16 protein-coding genes and 1 pseudogene are annotated in these 15181 nt (G+C 69.9%); 4 read left to right on the top strand and 13 right to left on the bottom strand.

What is annotated here, in order from left to right; all coding sequences use genetic code 11:
- The 4 genes and pseudogenes from NOD94_RS28955 to NOD94_RS28940 form a co-directional block, all read right to left on the bottom strand.
- Window positions 1–365 (bottom strand): annotated as a pseudogene (locus NOD94_RS28955) (ATP-binding protein); the annotation flags it as partial.
- A gap of 185 nt (window positions 366–550) precedes the next feature.
- Window positions 551–1192, bottom strand: coding sequence for a LysE family translocator (locus NOD94_RS28950; protein WP_281209084.1), 642 nt, complete (start codon window positions 1190–1192; stop codon window positions 551–553).
- Between the two features lie 99 nt (window positions 1193–1291).
- Window positions 1292–1615: an STAS domain-containing protein gene (locus NOD94_RS28945; protein WP_281209083.1), complete on the bottom strand. Its 324-nt coding sequence runs from the start codon at window positions 1613–1615 to the stop codon at window positions 1292–1294.
- A 155-nt stretch (window positions 1616–1770) separates the two neighbouring features.
- Window positions 1771–2619 (bottom strand): 3-hydroxyacyl-CoA dehydrogenase family protein, encoded by an 849-nt coding sequence (locus NOD94_RS28940; protein ID WP_281209082.1) that lies wholly within the window; start codon window positions 2617–2619, stop codon window positions 1771–1773.
- A gap of 222 nt (window positions 2620–2841) precedes the next feature.
- On the opposite strand from NOD94_RS28940, the gene NOD94_RS28935 reads away from it, so the two are divergent.
- A complete protein-coding gene (locus NOD94_RS28935) occupies window positions 2842–3414 on the top strand; it encodes a cob(I)yrinic acid a,c-diamide adenosyltransferase (protein WP_281209081.1) in 573 nt (190 codons plus the stop codon).
- A gap of 31 nt (window positions 3415–3445) precedes the next feature.
- Here NOD94_RS28935 and NOD94_RS28930 read toward each other — a convergent pair whose 3' ends face one another.
- Complete coding sequence (locus tag NOD94_RS28930; RefSeq protein WP_281209080.1) at window positions 3446–4018, bottom strand: hypothetical protein; 573 nt, start codon at window positions 4016–4018, stop codon at window positions 3446–3448.
- A 172-nt stretch (window positions 4019–4190) separates the two neighbouring features.
- Here NOD94_RS28930 and NOD94_RS28925 point away from each other — a divergent pair, with 172 nt between their 5' ends.
- From NOD94_RS28925 to NOD94_RS28915, 3 genes are all read left to right on the top strand, one after another.
- The gene (locus NOD94_RS28925) at window positions 4191–5378 is read left to right on the top strand and encodes a histidine kinase (protein ID WP_281209079.1); all 1188 of its coding nucleotides are present in this window, start codon (window positions 4191–4193) and stop codon (window positions 5376–5378) included.
- Window positions 5375–6055 carry a response regulator transcription factor gene (locus NOD94_RS28920; protein WP_281209078.1) on the top strand — a complete coding sequence of 227 codons (681 nt, stop codon included), beginning with the start codon at window positions 5375–5377 and terminating at the stop codon, window positions 6053–6055. The genes NOD94_RS28925 and NOD94_RS28920 overlap by 4 nt, the downstream gene beginning before the upstream one ends.
- 168 nt (window positions 6056–6223) lie before the next feature.
- Entirely contained in the window at window positions 6224–8071 is a 1848-nt protein-coding gene (locus tag NOD94_RS28915) for a glycoside hydrolase family 18 chitinase (protein ID WP_281209077.1), read from the top strand.
- Between the two features lie 213 nt (window positions 8072–8284).
- Here NOD94_RS28915 and NOD94_RS28910 read toward each other — a convergent pair whose 3' ends face one another.
- The 8 genes from NOD94_RS28910 to NOD94_RS28875 all read right to left on the bottom strand — a co-directional run bounded on the left by NOD94_RS28910 (window position 8285) and on the right by NOD94_RS28875 (window position 15181).
- A complete protein-coding gene (locus NOD94_RS28910) occupies window positions 8285–8731 on the bottom strand; it encodes a DUF2550 domain-containing protein (RefSeq protein ID WP_281209076.1) in 447 nt (148 codons plus the stop codon).
- Between the two features lie 188 nt (window positions 8732–8919).
- Window positions 8920–9291 (bottom strand): F0F1 ATP synthase subunit epsilon, encoded by a 372-nt coding sequence (locus NOD94_RS28905; RefSeq protein WP_281209075.1) that lies wholly within the window; start codon window positions 9289–9291, stop codon window positions 8920–8922.
- A 138-nt stretch (window positions 9292–9429) separates the two neighbouring features.
- Window positions 9430–10872 carry a F0F1 ATP synthase subunit beta gene (gene atpD / locus NOD94_RS28900; RefSeq protein ID WP_281209074.1) on the bottom strand — a complete coding sequence of 481 codons (1443 nt, stop codon included), beginning with the start codon at window positions 10870–10872 and terminating at the stop codon, window positions 9430–9432.
- Window positions 10872–11789: a F0F1 ATP synthase subunit gamma gene (locus NOD94_RS28895; protein ID WP_281209073.1), complete on the bottom strand. Its 918-nt coding sequence runs from the start codon at window positions 11787–11789 to the stop codon at window positions 10872–10874. The genes atpD and NOD94_RS28895 overlap by 1 nt, the downstream gene beginning before the upstream one ends.
- Before the next feature lie 20 nt (window positions 11790–11809).
- Entirely contained in the window at window positions 11810–13405 is a 1596-nt protein-coding gene (gene atpA, locus NOD94_RS28890; protein ID WP_281209072.1) for a F0F1 ATP synthase subunit alpha, read from the bottom strand.
- 129 nt (window positions 13406–13534) lie between these two features.
- The gene (locus tag NOD94_RS28885) at window positions 13535–14350 is read right to left on the bottom strand and encodes a F0F1 ATP synthase subunit delta (RefSeq protein ID WP_281209071.1); all 816 of its coding nucleotides are present in this window, start codon (window positions 14348–14350) and stop codon (window positions 13535–13537) included.
- Window positions 14347–14892, bottom strand: coding sequence for a F0F1 ATP synthase subunit B (locus tag NOD94_RS28880; protein ID WP_281209070.1), 546 nt, complete (start codon window positions 14890–14892; stop codon window positions 14347–14349). The genes NOD94_RS28885 and NOD94_RS28880 overlap by 4 nt, the downstream gene beginning before the upstream one ends.
- 40 nt (window positions 14893–14932) lie before the next feature.
- The gene (locus NOD94_RS28875) at window positions 14933–15181 is read right to left on the bottom strand and encodes an ATP synthase subunit C (RefSeq protein WP_030008695.1); all 249 of its coding nucleotides are present in this window, start codon (window positions 15179–15181) and stop codon (window positions 14933–14935) included.

The following is a 15181-nucleotide window of genomic DNA, read 5'->3' as shown; positions in this document are numbered from 1 at the left end:
CGCTCCCGTTCCTCGGCGCGCTCCAGGAGCGGCCGGGCGGGCAGCGGCGGTCCCGGCAGCACGGGCGGTCGCGCGGCCGTGTCGCGGGCGGCGCGGGCGGCGGCGTCGCGCTTGGCGGGGCGGCGCACGGCCGTGCCGGGGCGCAGGGGCTCGATCTCGCTGCCGTCGACGGGGTTGACGGTGAGGGAGAAGGTCCCCGCGGTCAGGGTGACGACGCGCGCGGGCGGCGCGGCGGTCGGTACGAGGGCAGCACCGGGGGTCGGGGTCTCGGGGGACGTCGGGTGCTGCGTCCGTTCCGCGGTGGCCCCGTCGGCCGGCGCCGCCGCCTGCCCGCCCCGATCGGGCTGCCCCTGAGTACGGTCCATGACCAAGTCCCCCGATCGCGTCGCGCGCGTCGTTGCCGTCGTTGTGCCCGGCCTTCGCTCGCCGCTGTCGCTACTGGTCCGGTTTCCGCCCGAACCCTAGACCGTGGCCCGCCGCGCGGGAACCGCCGGGGTGCCTTCACCACCGGACCGTTACGTTTCCCCGGCCGGGGGTCGCGGCCGGTCCCTCAGTCCTTGCGTCCCGTCACGGCCACGGTGACCCCGAGGCCGATCATGGTGAGTCCGCCGGCGCCGCCCACCAGGGAGAGCCGTCGCGGCGAGCCCGCCAACCAGTCCCGGGCGCCGGCCGCGACCAGCCCCCACGCGCTGTCGAGGACGATCGCGATCAGGTTGAAGAGCAGGCCGAGGAGGAGCATCTGCGCCGTGACGTTCCCGGCGGCGCGGTCCACGAACTGGGGCAGGACGGCGGCGAAGAACACCATGGTCTTGGGGTTGGCGACGCCGACGACGAACCCCTCCCCCAGGGTCCGCAGGCCACCGCGTTCCGGCGGCGCGTCGCCGGTGACGGCCGCGTGCAGCTCTCCGCGCCGGCGCCACGCCTTGACGCCCAGGTACACGAGGTAGGCGGCGCCGATCAGCTTGAGCGCCGTGAAGACGAGCACCGAGCGCTCGACGACCGCCCCGACGCCCAGGGCGACGGCCACGACGAGCACGTAGCCGCCCATCGTGTTGCCGAGGACCGTGGTGAGCGCGGCGCGGCGGCCCTGGGCCAGCGCCCGTCCGATGACGAATAGCACGCTGGGGCCGGGGATCACGATCAGGAGGAACGACATGGCCGCGAAGGCCAGCGCTCGGTCGGTGGACACCATGCGGCCATGAAAGCGGAGGGGGCGGCGGACCGCAGCCCCTTTTCTCCGTGGGAGCGGGCGGGGCCCCGGGCCGAACCGGAGCGGGGGCACCGCCCGCCATCACACCCGGGGCAGGGACTCCGCTTCCAGCCCGCCCTCGATCGCGAGGATGCGGTGCAGCCGGGTCGCGACGAGGAGCCGCTGCATCTGCGCGGGGACCCCGCGCAGGACGAGGCGCCGCCCGGTCCGGCCGGCCCTCCGGTGGGCTCCCATGATCACGCCGAGTCCGGTCGCGTCCCAGGAGTCGAGTCCGGTCAGGTCGAGCACGAGGTCGCCGTGGCCGTCGTCGAGGGCACTGTGCAGGGCCGTACGGGCGTCCGCCGCGCTGCGCACGTCGAGGCGACCCCCGACCGCGAGTTCGGCGTGGTCGCCCCTGATGTGCATGTGTACTCCCCGGCTTTACTGCGCGCGTGTGGTCCGACTCCCGTGGTCGGCAACTCTCACTGCAACTGACTGCCTCGCGGGCAGGGAAGTTGCCGACCGTGAGCGAACCGATACCTAATTCACCCCGGAGGGTGAAGCCATTCGAACGGTGGTGCTCAGTGCTTGTAGAACCCCTGGCCGCTCTTGCGGCCGATGTCGCCCGCGTCGACCATCCGGCGCATCAGCTCCGGCGGCGCGAACTTCTCGTCCTGCGACTCGGTGTAGATGTTGCTCGTGGCGTGCAGCAGGATGTCGACGCCCGTGAGGTCGGCGGTGGCGAGCGGGCCCATGGCGTGCCCGAAGCCCAGCTTGCAGGCGATGTCGATGTCCTCGGCGGAGGCGACGCCCGATTCGTAGAGCTTGGCGGCCTCGACGACGAGCGCGGAGATCAGACGGGTCGTCACGAAGCCGGCGACGTCACGGTTGACGACGATGCAGGTCTTGCCGACGGACTCGGCGAACGCCCGGGTGGTGGCGAGGGTCTCGTCGCTGGTCTTGTAACCGCGCACCAGCTCGCACAGCTGCATCATCGGGACGGGCGAGAAGAAGTGCGCGCCGACGACCCGCTCCGGACGCTTCGTCACGGCCGCGATCTTGGTGATCGGGATGGCGGAGGTGTTGGAGGCGAGCACCGCGTCGTCGCGCACCAGCTCGTCGAGCGCGCGGAAGATCTCGTGCTTGACCTCCAGCTTCTCGAAGACGGCCTCGACGACGATGTCGGCGTCGGCGACCGCGCCGAGATCGGTGGTCGTGGTGATCCGACCCAGTGCCGCCTCGGCGTCCTCGGCCGTCAGCTTGCCCTTGGCGACGAACCGGTCGTACGAGGCCTTGATTCCGTCCGTACCGCGAGTCAGCGCGGCGTCCGTGACGTCTCTCAGGACGACGTCCCAACCCGCCTGCGCGGAGACCTGAGCGATCCCGGAACCCATCAGTCCGGCACCGATGACGGCGAGCTTCCCAGCCACTGCACACCCCTTAGTTCTTCACTCGGCCCAGTCTCGTAGCCTCTTCGGCGGAGACTAGCGTCCGGGGAGGGCGGTGTGACCGCGAAGTAACACGCGTCACGTCTCAGATGACGGACATCACACCGGTACGGCCCAGCACCCCTGCGCAGCCCTCCAGTTCACCCGCCCCCCGCCCGGGAGCAGCTCTCCGCGGCCTCCACCGGGCCGGTCTACCCTGGCCGCATGGTGAACCTCACGCGCATCTACACCCGTACCGGCGACAAGGGCACGACCGCCCTGGGCGACATGAGCCGGACGCGGAAGACCGACCTGCGGATCTCGGCGTACGCCGACGCGAACGAGGCCAACGCGGCCATCGGCACGGCGATCGCGCTGGGCGCGCTCCCGGACGAGGTCGTGAAGGTCCTGGTCCGCGTGCAGAACGACCTCTTCGACGTGGGCGCGGACCTGTGCACCCCGGTCGTCGAGGCGCCGGAGTACCCGCCGCTGCGGGTCGAGCAGTTCTACATCGACAAGCTGGAGGCGGACTGCGACCTCTTCCTGGAACAGGTCGAGAAGCTGCGCAGCTTCATCCTCCCCGGCGGCACTCCCGGCGCGGCCCTGCTGCACCAGGCCTGCACGGTGGTCCGGCGCGCCGAACGCTCGACGTGGACGGCGCTGGAGGCGCACGGCGAGGTGATGAACCCGCTGACCGCCACCTACCTGAACCGCCTCTCCGACCTCCTGTTCATCCTGGCCCGGGTGGCCAACAAGGAGGTCGGGGACGTGCTGTGGGTGCCCGGCGGCGAACGCTAGGCGACAGCGCCGGAGGGTCCGGGACGGTGGGTCAGACGCGGGGGCCGGCCTTCACGCGCTCGGGCTCCGCTCCGGCCGGGGCCTTCTTCGGCCAGATCGTGTAGCAGACGGCGATGACGCCGTGGATGCCGACGATGCGCAGGGCCGCGCCCTGGTAGCTCGTGAGCGAGCTGACGTCACCCGCGTCGCCGACGTACCGGATGGCGGCCTCAAGGAGGCCCATCGCGACGGCCGCGGCGACGACGGTGCGAACCCACAGCTTCCACTCGTGGACGGCGCGCGCCCTGCCGTGGCCGGCGCCGGCCGGCTTCGGCCCGCCGGCCAGCCGGTACGCGGCGTGGCCGTCGAGCCACTTCACCGTGTAGTGGCCGTACGCGACGGTGTAGCCGAGGTAGAGGGCGGCCACTCCGTGCTTCCAGTCGGGCGTGGCGCCGTTCTTCAGGTCGAGGGTGGTCACGACCAGCAGGACGAGTTCCAGCAGTGGTTCGCACAGCAGGACCGCGGCCCCCAGGCGGGGCATCTTCGCCAGGTAGCGCAGGCCCAGCCCGGCCGCCAGCAGCACCCAGAAACCGACCTCACACGCGATGATCAGTGCGACGATCACGGGTCTCTCCGTTCCGCTCGTTCTCCGGGTTCTCCGGTTCTCCTCAAGGCTGCCGCCCGCCGGGGGCCGTTTCGTCGTCTCAGGTGACGAAAGCGCGCTGCATCCTTCGATGTAGTGCGGGTTCCGTCCCGGTGTCGACGTCCGCGGCCGTGCCGGCGTGTTGGATGGGGACGTGACCGAGAAGCTGCCCCGCCCCCACCGCGACGATGTCCTGATCGCATTGGTCAGCGTGCTCGCGGGCCTCCTCCTCTGGTCCCTCGGGGTGCACAGCAACACCCGGCCGCACTTCGCCCCCGCGTGGGCGGCCCTGGTGCCGCTGCTGGTCATGGGCGCCCTCGAACTGCTGCGCCGCACGACCCCCGCGGTGACCCTGTCGGTCGGGACGGTCGCGCTCGTCGTCGACCAGTTCACCGTGGGGAATCTGGCCACGATCCTCATGTACACGGACCTGATGTACGCGGCCGCCCTCTACGGGAAACCCGCCATGGCCCGCCGGCTCCCGGTCGGCACCGGCCTGCTCACCGTCGCCGTCACCATCGGCTCCGTGGCCTGGCTGCGCACCCCGCAGGCCCTGCTGATCGGCGTGATCGCGGGCATCGTCAGCTTCGGCCCGGCCATGACCGGAGCCACCCTGCGCAACCACCGCGACGCCGCGATCGCCGCCCGGCTGCGCGCCGAGCAGACGGCCCTGTTGGCCGAAATGGACCGCTCCCAGGCGGTCGCCGCGGAGCGGGCCCGGATGGCCCGCGAGCTCCACGACATGGTGGCCAACCACCTCTCGGCGATCGCCATCCACTCGACCGCCGCGCTGTCCATCGACTCCCCCGCGACGAGCCGCGAGGCCCTCGGGGTGATCCGTGAGAACAGCGTGCAGGGGCTGGCCGAAATGCGCCGTCTCATCGGACTGCTGCGGGAGGCGGGCGCTGGGGGCGACGCCGTCGCGGTGCCCACCCTCGACGGTCTGGAGGCGCTGCTGACCCTGGCCCGGACCAACGGCGCCGCCAGCGGGCTGGAGTTCGTCCTGCACGACGACCGCCCGCAGGACGGGCCGGCGGCGCCGACCCCGGTGGAGCTGGCGGCGTACCGGATCGTGCAGGAGTCGTTGACCAACGCCCTCAAGCACGCCGGCCCGGGCACCGTCACCATCCGGGTGCTCTGCGAGGACGGCACGCTGTCGGTGGGGGTCGACTCCCCCTACGAGGGCCGGCACGGCCCCCGCGCTCCCGGCTCCGGGGCGGGGCTGATCGGCATGCGCGAGCGGGCGGACCTGCTCGGCGGAACGTTCACCGCGGGCCCGGTCGGGCCCGTGTGGCAGGTGCGGGCGACGCTGCCCGCCGAGGAAGGGGCCGTACGGGCATGAACCAGCGGAACATCCGGGTGCTGGTCGCCGAGGACCAGAGTGCGGTGCGCGCGGGCCTCGTGCTGATCCTGCGCAGCGCGGGCGACGTCGAGGTGGTGGGCGAGGCCGCCGACGGCGAGGAGGCCGTGCGCCTCGCCCGGGATCTTCGGCCGGATCTGGTCCTCATGGACGTGCAGATGCCCCGGCTGGACGGGGTCGCGGCCACCCGGCAGGTGGTCGAGGAGGGCCTGGCGGACGTCCTCGTACTGACCACCTTCGACCTCGACGAGTACGTCTTCGGCGCGCTGCGGGCCGGTGCCTCCGGGTTCCTCCTGAAGGACGCCGACGCCGCGGAACTGATCGAGGCGGTCCGTACGGTGGCGCGCGGCGAGGGGCTGATCGCACCGGCGGTGACCCGGCGCCTGATCGCCGAGTTCGCGGCGCCCCGCGCCCGGCGGCCCTCGGTGGCGCCGGAGACGGCCGCGGCCGTCGATTCGCTGACGCGGCGCGAGCGGGAGGTGCTCGGTGCGCTGGGCGAGGGGTTGTCGAACGCCGAGATCGCCGTACGCCTGGACATGGCGGAGGCGACGGTGAAGACGCACGTCAGTCGACTGCTGGGGAAACTGGGGCTGCGCAGTCGGGTCCAAGCGGCGGTACTGGCGCAGGAGTTGGGGGATCTGGACGGGCACTGGAGGTGAGGTCTGGACCTCTTGACGGTTGGTCCAGACCTTTCTAGTCTCACCGAAACACTGTGGTGAGCGTGCCATGACGAGCGTCATGACGAGGCGTGCTCACGGGCGGCGCAGGTCCCACCCCCATGTGCCCGGTCGACCCCACGACCGGCACGGACCTACGGAGGAGCACCCTTGAGCACAGCACCCCCGCAACGTACCCGTCTGTTCAGAAGGTTGGCCGCCACGGTGGCCGCCTTCGCCCTGCCCATCGCCGGCCTCGTCGGCCTGGCCGGACCCGCACAGGCGGCCACCTCCGCGACGGCGACCTACACCAAGGCCTCCGACTGGGGCTCCGGCTTCGAGGGCAAGTGGACGGTCAAGAACACCGGCACCACCGCGCTGACCAGCTGGACCGTGGAGTGGGACTACCCCGCCGGCACCAGGGTCACCTCCGCCTGGGACGCCACCGTCACCAGCTCGGGCAACCACTGGACCGCCAAGAACCTCGGCTGGAACGGCGCCCTCTCCCCCGGCCAGAGCGTCACCTTCGGGTTCAACGGCACCGGCACCGGCGCCCCTGCCGGCTGCAAGATCAACGGTGGCTCCTGTGACGGCGGCACCCAGCCCGGCGACGCCCCGCCCTCGGCCCCCGGCACCCCCACCGCCTCCGGGGTCACCGAAACCGCCCTGACGCTGTCCTGGTCGGCGGCCACCGACGACAAGGGCGTCAAGAACTACGACGTGTACCGCAACGGCTCCAAGGTCACCACGGTCACCGGCACCTCCTACGGCGACTCCGGCCTGACCAAGGGCACCTCGTACACGTACTCCGTCGTCGCCCGCGACACCGCGGACCAGACCGGCCCCTCCTCCGGCGAGCTCTCGCTCACCACCCCGGGCGGCGGCGGCACGGACCCGGGCGCCGGCACCAAGGTCAAGCTGGGCTACTTCACGAACTGGGGCGTCTACGGTCGCAACTACCACGTGAAGAACCTGGTCACCTCCGGCACCGCGTCGAAGATCACCCACATCAACTACGCCTTCGGCAACGTCCAGGGCGGCAAGTGCACCATCGGTGACGCCTACGCGGACTACGACAAGGCCTACACCGCCGACCAGAGCGTCGACGGCAAGGCCGACACCTGGGACCAGCCGCTGCGCGGCAACTTCAACCAGCTCCGCAAGCTGAAGGCCCAGTACCCCCACATCAAGATCCTGTGGTCCTTCGGCGGCTGGACCTGGTCCGGCGGCTTCGGCCAGGCCGTGTCCAACCCGACCGCCTTCGCCCAGTCCTGCTACGACCTGATCGAGGACCCGCGCTGGGCCGACGTCTTCGACGGCATCGACCTCGACTGGGAGTACCCGAACGCCTGCGGCCTCACCTGCGACACCAGCGGCGCCGCCTCCCTGAAGAACATGATGCAGGCCATGCGCGCCAAGTTCGGCACGAACAACCTGGTCACCGCGGCCATCTCCGCCGACGGGTCCAACGGCGGCAAGCTGGACGCGGCCGACTACGGCGGCGCGGCCCAGTACGTCGACTTCTACAACGTCATGACCTACGACTTCTTCGGCTCCTGGGCGGCGCAGGGCCCGACCGCCCCGCACTCCCCGCTCACCGCCTACCCGGGCATCCCGCAGGACGGCTTCAACTCCGAGGCCGCGATCACCAAGCTCAAGGGCAAGGGCATCCCGGGCTCGAAGCTCAACCTCGGCATCGGCTTCTACGGCCGCGGCTGGACCGGCGTCACCCAGGCCACGCCCGGCGGCACCGCCACCGGACCGGCCCCGGGCACCTACGAGCCGGGCAACGAGGACTACAAGGTCCTCAAGGTCACCTGCCCGAGCACCGGCACCATCGCCGGCACGGCCTACGCCAAGTGCGGCAACAACTGGTGGAGCTACGACACCCCCGCCACGGTCGCCTCGAAGATGAGCTGGACCAAGCAGCAGGGCCTCAGGGGCGCCTTCTACTGGGAGTTCAGCGGCGACACCGCCAACGGCGAACTCGCCAACGCGGTCCACACCGGGCTCCAGTGACCCCCACTGAACGAACCCGGTGACAGACGAAGCCGGGGAGACGGGTCCGTCCCCCGTCTCCCCGGCTTCTCCACGTCCGATCGCGGCTCAGGCCACGTTCACCCTCCCCCGGACTTCGTCCGGGGGGACCCCCTACCAACGGGCAAGGAACTAAGCCACATTCACCCTCCCCCGGACTTCGTCCGGGGGGACCCCCTACCAACGGGCAAGGAACTAAGCCACATTCACCCGTTGGCCGGGAGGCGCGGCCTCCAGCCAGGCCAGGAATCCGGTCAGCGCGTCGTCGCTCATCGCCAGCTCCAGGCGGGTCCCCCGGTGGGAACAGCCGAGCACGACGGCGTCCGACAGCAGGGCCAGCTCCTCCTCGCCCTCGGGCGCGCGCCGGGCGAGCACCTCGATGGAGGAGCGCTCCAGCAGCCGGCGCGGCCGCGGGGAGTACGAGAAAACCCGGAACCACTCGATCCGGTCACCGCTGTAGCGGGCGACCCCGTAGACCCAGCCCTTGCCGGAGACGTCCGGCTCGTCGGCCACGTCCCAGCGCAGGCTGCAGTCGAAGGTCCCGCCGGACCGCTGGATCAGTCTCCGGCGCAGCCCGAACACAAACAGCCCGATCACCACCAGGGCTACGACCAGGCCGCTCACAAGCAGAGCGAGGAGCATCTTCACCGACCTCCTCGCTCATCGAAACACCGCACACGACCGTGCCCATCACCGGACAGGTCCGAGGACGGACGTACATCGCCTCAGCCGCGACCCGGTCTGAAAAATTCCAGAACGGACCGCGGCTGAGGTCTGCCGGCACCCGGAGGTCACCCTCCGGGGCCGACGGTTGGAACTCCGACGGGCAATCAGCCCGTTACGGCGCGCAGCCGGACATCGGCGCGACGTTCGGCGGCCGCGTCGGCCTCCGACTTCGCGCGCTCCAGTGCCCGCTCCGCCCGCTGGACGTCGATCTCGTCCGCGAGCTCGGCGATCTCGGCCAGCAGGGACAGCTTGTTGTCCGCGAACGAGATGAAACCGCCGTGCACCGCGGCGACGACAGTGCCGCCCTCGCTGGTACGGATGGTCACAGGGCCCGATTCCAGCACACCGAGAAGCGGCTGGTGACCGGGCATGACGCCGATGTCGCCGGACGTGGTGCGGGCGACAACAAGGGTGGCCTCGCCGGACCAGACATTGCGGTCCGCCGCGACCAGCTCGACGTGCAGCTCAGCAGCCAAGGTGGCTCCTCGGGTCACCACCCGGCGGGTCGGCCGGGTGTTGGGTCAAATTCTAATGGGCGTGGGGAGAGGGACGGGACGTACCCCGCCCCTCTCCTTCGTTCTTCGACGACTCGCGTTCCGGGGAACGCGGGCCGACTAGGAGACGCCCAGCTCCTTGGCGTTGGCCTTCAGGTCCTCGATGCCACCGCACAGGAAGAACGCCTGCTCGGGGAAGTGGTCGTAGTCACCGTCGCAGATCGCGTTGAACGCGACGATCGACTCCTCCAGCGGAACGTCCGAACCGTCGACACCGGTGAACTGCTTGGCGACGTGGGTGTTCTGCGACAGGAAGCGCTCGACGCGACGGGCACGGTGGACAACGAGCTTGTCCTCCTCGCCCAGCTCGTCGATACCGAGGATCGCGATGATGTCCTGGAGGTCCTTGTACTTCTGCAGGATCCCCTTGACGCGCATCGCCGTGGCGTAGTGGTCCGCCGCGATGTACCGCGGGTCGAGGATGCGGGACGTCGAGTCCAGCGGGTCCACGGCCGGGTAGATGCCCTTCTCGGAGATCGGACGGGAAAGAACCGTCGTCGCGTCGAGGTGGGCGAAGGTGGTCGCCGGCGCCGGGTCGGTCAGGTCGTCCGCGGGGACGTAGATCGCCTGCATCGAGGTGATCGAGTGACCACGGGTCGAGGTGATGCGCTCCTGGAGGAGACCCATCTCGTCGGCCAGGTTCGGCTGGTAACCCACCGCGGAGGGCATGCGGCCGAGCAGGGTCGACACCTCGGAACCCGCCTGGGTGTACCGGAAGATGTTGTCGATGAAGAACAGCACGTCCTGCTTCTGCACATCGCGGAAGTACTCCGCCATGGTCAGACCGGCCAGGGCGACGCGCAGACGGGTGCCCGGGGGCTCGTCCATCTGGCCGAAGACGAGCGCCGTCTTGTCGATGACGCCCGAGTCGGCCATTTCCTCGATGAGGTCGTTGCCCTCACGGGTACGCTCACCGACGCCCGCGAAGACCGACACACCGTCGTGGTTGTTGGCGACGCGGTAGATCATTTCCTGGATCAGAACGGTCTTGCCGACACCGGCACCACCGAACAGACCGATCTTTCCACCCTTGACGTACGGGGTGAGAAGGTCGATGACCTTGACGCCGGTCTCGAACATCTCGGTCTTCGACTCGAGCTCGTCGAAGCGAGGGGCCTTGCGGTGGATCGGCCAGCGCTCGGTGACGTTGGCGTTCTCCTCCGGGTAGTTCAGCACCTCACCGAGGGTGTTGAACACCTTGCCCTTGGTGAAGTCACCGACGGGGACGGTGATGCCCTCGCCCGTGTCGGTCACCGGGGCCTGGCGGACCAGACCGTCGGTGGGCTGCATGGAGATGGTGCGGACCACGCCGTCACCCAGGTGCTGGGCGACTTCGAGGGTCAGCGTCTTGAGCTCGCCGTCCTGGGCCGGGTCGGCAACCTGGACCTTCAGCGCGTTGTAGATCTCGGGCATCGCGTCGACGGGGAACTCCACGTCGACGACCGGGCCGATGACCCGGGCGACGCGGCCCGTGGCGGCGGCCGTCTCAACAGAGGTCGTCATTACTTGTCACTCCCCGCGGTCGCGTCGGCCATGGCGCTGGCGCCACCGACGATCTCGCTGATTTCCTGGGTGATTTCGGCCTGGCGGGCCGCGTTGGCAAGCCGGGAGAGGCTCTTGATGAGATCCCCGGCGTTGTCGGTCGCCGACTTCATCGCGCGGCGGCGGGCGGCGTGCTCGGAAGCGGCCGACTGCAGCAGTGCGTTGTAGATGCGGCTCTCGACGTAGCGCGGCAGGAGAGCGTCGAGGACGTCCTCCGCCGACGGCTCGAAGTCGAACAGCGGAAGGATCTCGCCCTTCGCACCGGACTCTTCTTCGACCTTGTCGAGGCTGAGCGGCAGCATCCGGCCGTCGACCGCGTTCTGCGTCATCATCGACACGAATTCCGTGTAGACGATGTGCAGCTCGTCGACGCCGCCCTCGGCCGTCTCCTTCTGGATGGCCTCGATCAGCGGCCCCGCGACGCGCTTGGCGTCGGCGTAGGCCGGGCTGTCCGTGAAGCCGGTCCACGACTCCGCGACCTTGCGCTCGCGGAAGCCGAAGTAGGCCAGACCCTTACGGCCGACGATGTACGTGTCGACCTCCTTGCCCTCGCCGCGCAGCCGCTCGGTGAGCCGCTCCGCCTGCTTGATGGCGTTGGAGGAGTAGCCGCCGGCCAGACCGCGGTCGCTCGTGACGAGCAGGACCGCGGCACGCGCCGGCGCCTCGACCTCGGTGGTCAGGGCGTGCTTGGTGTTCGAGCCGGTGGCCACCGCGGTCACCGCACGGGTGAGCTCGGTCGCGTAGGGCATCGATGCCGCCACCTTGCGCTGCGCCTTGACGATGCGCGAGGCGGCGATCATTTCCATCGCCTTGGTGATCTTCTTGGTCGCCGTGACGGCACGGATGCGACGCTTGTAGACCCGGAGCTGCGCTCCCATGAGTCAGGTCCCTTCCGTCGTCACTTGGAGACGTTGACGGCCGGCGCGTCCTCGCCCAGGAGCTTGCCGTCCGAGGTCTCGAACTGCTGCTTGAAGCCGGCGATGGCGTCGGCGATGGACGTCAGGGTGTCGTCCGACATCTTGCCGCCGTCGGCGATGGAGGTGAGGAGGTCCTTGCGCTCGCGGCGCAGGTGCTCCAGCAGCTCCGACTCGAAGCGACGGATGTCGTTGACCGGGACGTCGTCCATCTTGCCGGTGGTGCCGGCCCAGACGGAGACGACCTGCTCCTCGACGGGCATCGGCTGGTACTGGCCCTGCTTCAGCAGCTCGACCAGACGCTTGCCGCGCTCCAGCGAGGCCTTCGACGCGGCGTCCAGGTCGGAACCGAAGGCGGCGAACGCCTCCAGCTCACGGTACTGGGCGAGGTCCAGGCGCAGACGGCCGGAAACCTGCTTCATGGCCTTGTGCTGGGCGGAGCCACCGACGCGGGAGACCGAGATACCGACGTTCAGCGCCGGGCGCTGGCCCGCGTTGAACAGGTCGGACTCCAGGAAGCACTGGCCGTCGGTGATGGAGATGACGTTGGTCGGGATGAACGCCGACACGTCGTTCGCCTTGGTCTCGACGATCGGCAGACCGGTCATCGAACCGGCACCCATGTCGTCGGAGAGCTTCGCGCAGCGCTCCAGCAGACGGGAGTGCAAGTAGAAGACGTCACCCGGGTAGGCCTCGCGGCCCGGCGGGCGGCGCAGCAGCAGCGACACGGCGCGGTAGGCGTCGGCCTGCTTCGACAGGTCGTCGAAGATGATCAGGACGTGCTTGCCGGCGTACATCCAGTGCTGGCCGATGGCGGAACCGGTGTACGGCGCCAGGTACTTGAAGCCGGCCGGGTCGGACGCCGGGGCGGCGACGATCGTCGTGTACTCGAGCGCACCGGCGTCTTCCAGGGCGCCGCGAACGGACGCGATGGTCGAGCCCTTCTGGCCGATGGCGACGTAGATGCAGCGAACCTGCTTGTTCACGTCGCCCGAGCGCCAGTTGTCGCGCTGGTTGATGATCGTGTCGACGGCAAGAGCGGTCTTGCCGGTCTGACGGTCACCGATGATCAGCTGACGCTGACCACGGCCGACCGGCACCATGGCGTCGATCGCCTTGTAGCCGGTCTGCATCGGCTCGTGCACCGACTTACGGACCATGACGCCCGGGGCCTGCAGCTCCAGGGCGCGACGGCCTTCGGTCGCGATCTCGCCGAGACCGTCGATCGGGTTGCCGAGCGGGTCGACGACGCGGCCGAGGTAACCCTCGCCGACGCCGACGGAGAGCACCTCACCAGTGCGCTGCACCGGCTGGCCCTCCTCGATACCGCTGAACTCGCCGAGGACGACGGCGCCGATCTCGCGCTCGTCGAGGTTGAGGGCGAGACCGAGGGTGCCGTCCTCGAACTTCAGCAGCTCGTTCGCCATGGCGGAGGGCAGGCCCTCCACCTTCGCGATGCCGTCGCCGGCAACGCTGACCGTTCCGACCTCCTCGCGCGAGGCCGCGTCCGGCTGGTACGACTGGACAAAGTTCTCCAGTGCGTCCCGGATCTCCTCCGGCCGGATCGTGAGCTCCGCCATCTGGGTTCCCTGCTCTCCTTGTTGGGCCTGAAGCTTCTTAGGGGTCTGGGGGCGACCCCCAGGAATCTTCTGCAAGTTCTGCACGGCCCAACCGGGCCGCTAGGAATGCGTTGTTCTATTGGTGGCTGGTCAGCCGGCCATGCGGCGGGACGCCTCGGCGAGACGGTCCGCGATGGTGCCGTCGATCACCTCGTCGCCGACCCGCACCGTGATCCCGCCGAGGACCGAGGGGTCCACGTCGAGGTTCAGGTGCATCTGGCGGCCGTACAGCTTGGCCAGCACCGCGCCGAGACGCTGCTTCTGCGCGTCGCTGAGCGGAACCGCGCTGGTCACGGTGGCGACCATGCGGCTGCGGCGCTCGGCGGCGAGCGTGGAAAGGGATTCGAGTCCCGCTTCCAGGCTACGTCCACGCGGGTGCGTGACGAGTCGGGCGACCAGACGCTCGGTGACGGCGTTCGCCTTGCCGCCGAGCAGGCTGCGCAGCAGCTCGCTCTTGGCGGAGGCGGAGGCCGCACGGTCGGTCAGCGCCGCACGCAGCTCGGTGTTCGAGGAGACGATCCGGCCGAAGCGGAAGATCTCGTCCTCGACGTTGTCGAGCGCGCCGCCCTGCTGGGCCGCGGTGAGGTCGGCGGAAGCCGCCAGCCCCTCCAGCGCGTCCACCAGGTCACGGGACTGCGACCAGCGCGACCGCGCCATACCGGACACCAGGTCGAGGGTTTCCCCGTCCACCTGGCCGGCCAGCAGACGACCGACCAGCTCGGCCTTGGCCTCGCCGGACTGCGCCGGGTCCGTGATGACCCGACGCAGCGAGACCTCACGGTCGAGCAGCGCGGTGACGGCAGCCAGCTCACCGGCAAGCTTCGCCGCGTCGACGGACGTGTTGTCCGTCAGCGCGTCGAGACGCTCGCGCGCGGAGGCCAGTGCCTCGCGGCTCGCTCCGTTCATCGGGCGGCCTCGGCCTTCTCCTCAAGCTCGCTGAGGAAACGGTCGATGGTGCGGCTCTGCCGGGCGTGGTCCTCAAGGGACTCGCCGACGAGCTTTCCGGCCAGGTCGGTGGCGAGCTTGCCCACGTCCTGACGCAGCGCCTGAGAGGCGGCCTTGCGGTCCGCCGCGATCTGGGCGTGACCGGCAGCGATGATCTCCTCACGCTGCCGCTGGCCCTCTGCGCGCAGTTCTTCCTTGAGCGCAGTGCCCTGCTCCAGCGCGTCCTGGCGCAGGCGCGCGGCCTCGTGCCGGGCTTCGGCGAGCTGGGCCTTGTACTGCTCCAGCGCGCTCTGAGCCTCGGCCTGAAGCGCTTCGGCCGTCTCGATGCCACCCTCGATGGCCTCGCGACGCTCGTCCAGAACCTTGTTGATGTTCGGGAGCAGCTTCTTCGCGAGGAAACCGAAGACGATGACAAAGGCGATCAGGCCGATGACAAGCTCGGGGATCGGCGGGATGAGGGGGTTTTCCGCCTCAGTGGCCGCGAGCTGAACCAGAGGGTTCACATCAGTGCCTTCCGTCTAAAGGGTCTGTTCGCTACCGGGATCAGGAGGTCGGGTAGACGAACGGCATGACCAGACCGATGAGGGCGAGCGCCTCACAGAAGGCGAAGCCGAGGATCTGGTTGGCACGGATCAGGCCGGCGGCCTCGGGCTGGCGGGCCAGGGCCTGCGTGCCGTTACCGAAGATGATGCCGACGCCGACGCCGGGGCCGATGGCCGCGAGGCCGTAACCGATGGAGCCGAGGTTGCCCTTGATTTCGACGCCAGCAGCGAGGGTCTGGAGAGCGGACAT

The organism is Streptomyces sp. Isolate_45, assembly GCF_024721315.2.
Lineage (GTDB): Bacteria > Actinomycetota > Actinomycetes > Streptomycetales > Streptomycetaceae > Streptomyces.
Note: the sequence above shows the minus strand (reverse complement) of the source record. Positions and strands in the feature narration are given on the sequence as shown.

What these genes read in the sequence shown, in the direction of transcription:
- atpA (WP_281209072.1), bottom strand. Translation starts at nt 13,405, where the DNA reads ATGGCGGAGCTCACGATCCGGCCGGAGGAGATCCGGGACGCACTGGAG.
- NOD94_RS28950 (WP_281209084.1), bottom strand. Translation starts at nt 1,192, where the DNA reads ATGGTGTCCACCGACCGAGCGCTGGCCTTCGCGGCCATGTCGTTCCTC.
- NOD94_RS28920 (WP_281209078.1), top strand. Translation starts at nt 5,375, where the DNA reads ATGAACCAGCGGAACATCCGGGTGCTGGTCGCCGAGGACCAGAGTGCG.
- NOD94_RS28885 (WP_281209071.1), bottom strand. Translation starts at nt 14,350, where the DNA reads ATGAACGGAGCGAGCCGCGAGGCACTGGCCTCCGCGCGCGAGCGTCTC.
- NOD94_RS28945 (WP_281209083.1), bottom strand. Translation starts at nt 1,615, where the DNA reads ATGCACATCAGGGGCGACCACGCCGAACTCGCGGTCGGGGGTCGCCTC.
- NOD94_RS28895 (WP_281209073.1), bottom strand. Translation starts at nt 11,789, where the DNA reads ATGGGAGCGCAGCTCCGGGTCTACAAGCGTCGCATCCGTGCCGTCACG.
- atpD (WP_281209074.1), bottom strand. Translation starts at nt 10,872, where the DNA reads ATGACGACCTCTGTTGAGACGGCCGCCGCCACGGGCCGCGTCGCCCGG.
- NOD94_RS28910 (WP_281209076.1), bottom strand. Translation starts at nt 8,731, where the DNA reads ATGCTCCTCGCTCTGCTTGTGAGCGGCCTGGTCGTAGCCCTGGTGGTG.
- NOD94_RS28935 (WP_281209081.1), top strand. Translation starts at nt 2,842, where the DNA reads ATGGTGAACCTCACGCGCATCTACACCCGTACCGGCGACAAGGGCACG.
- NOD94_RS28875 (WP_030008695.1), bottom strand. Translation starts at nt 15,181, where the DNA reads ATGTCCGCTCTCCAGACCCTCGCTGCTGGCGTCGAAATCAAGGGCAAC.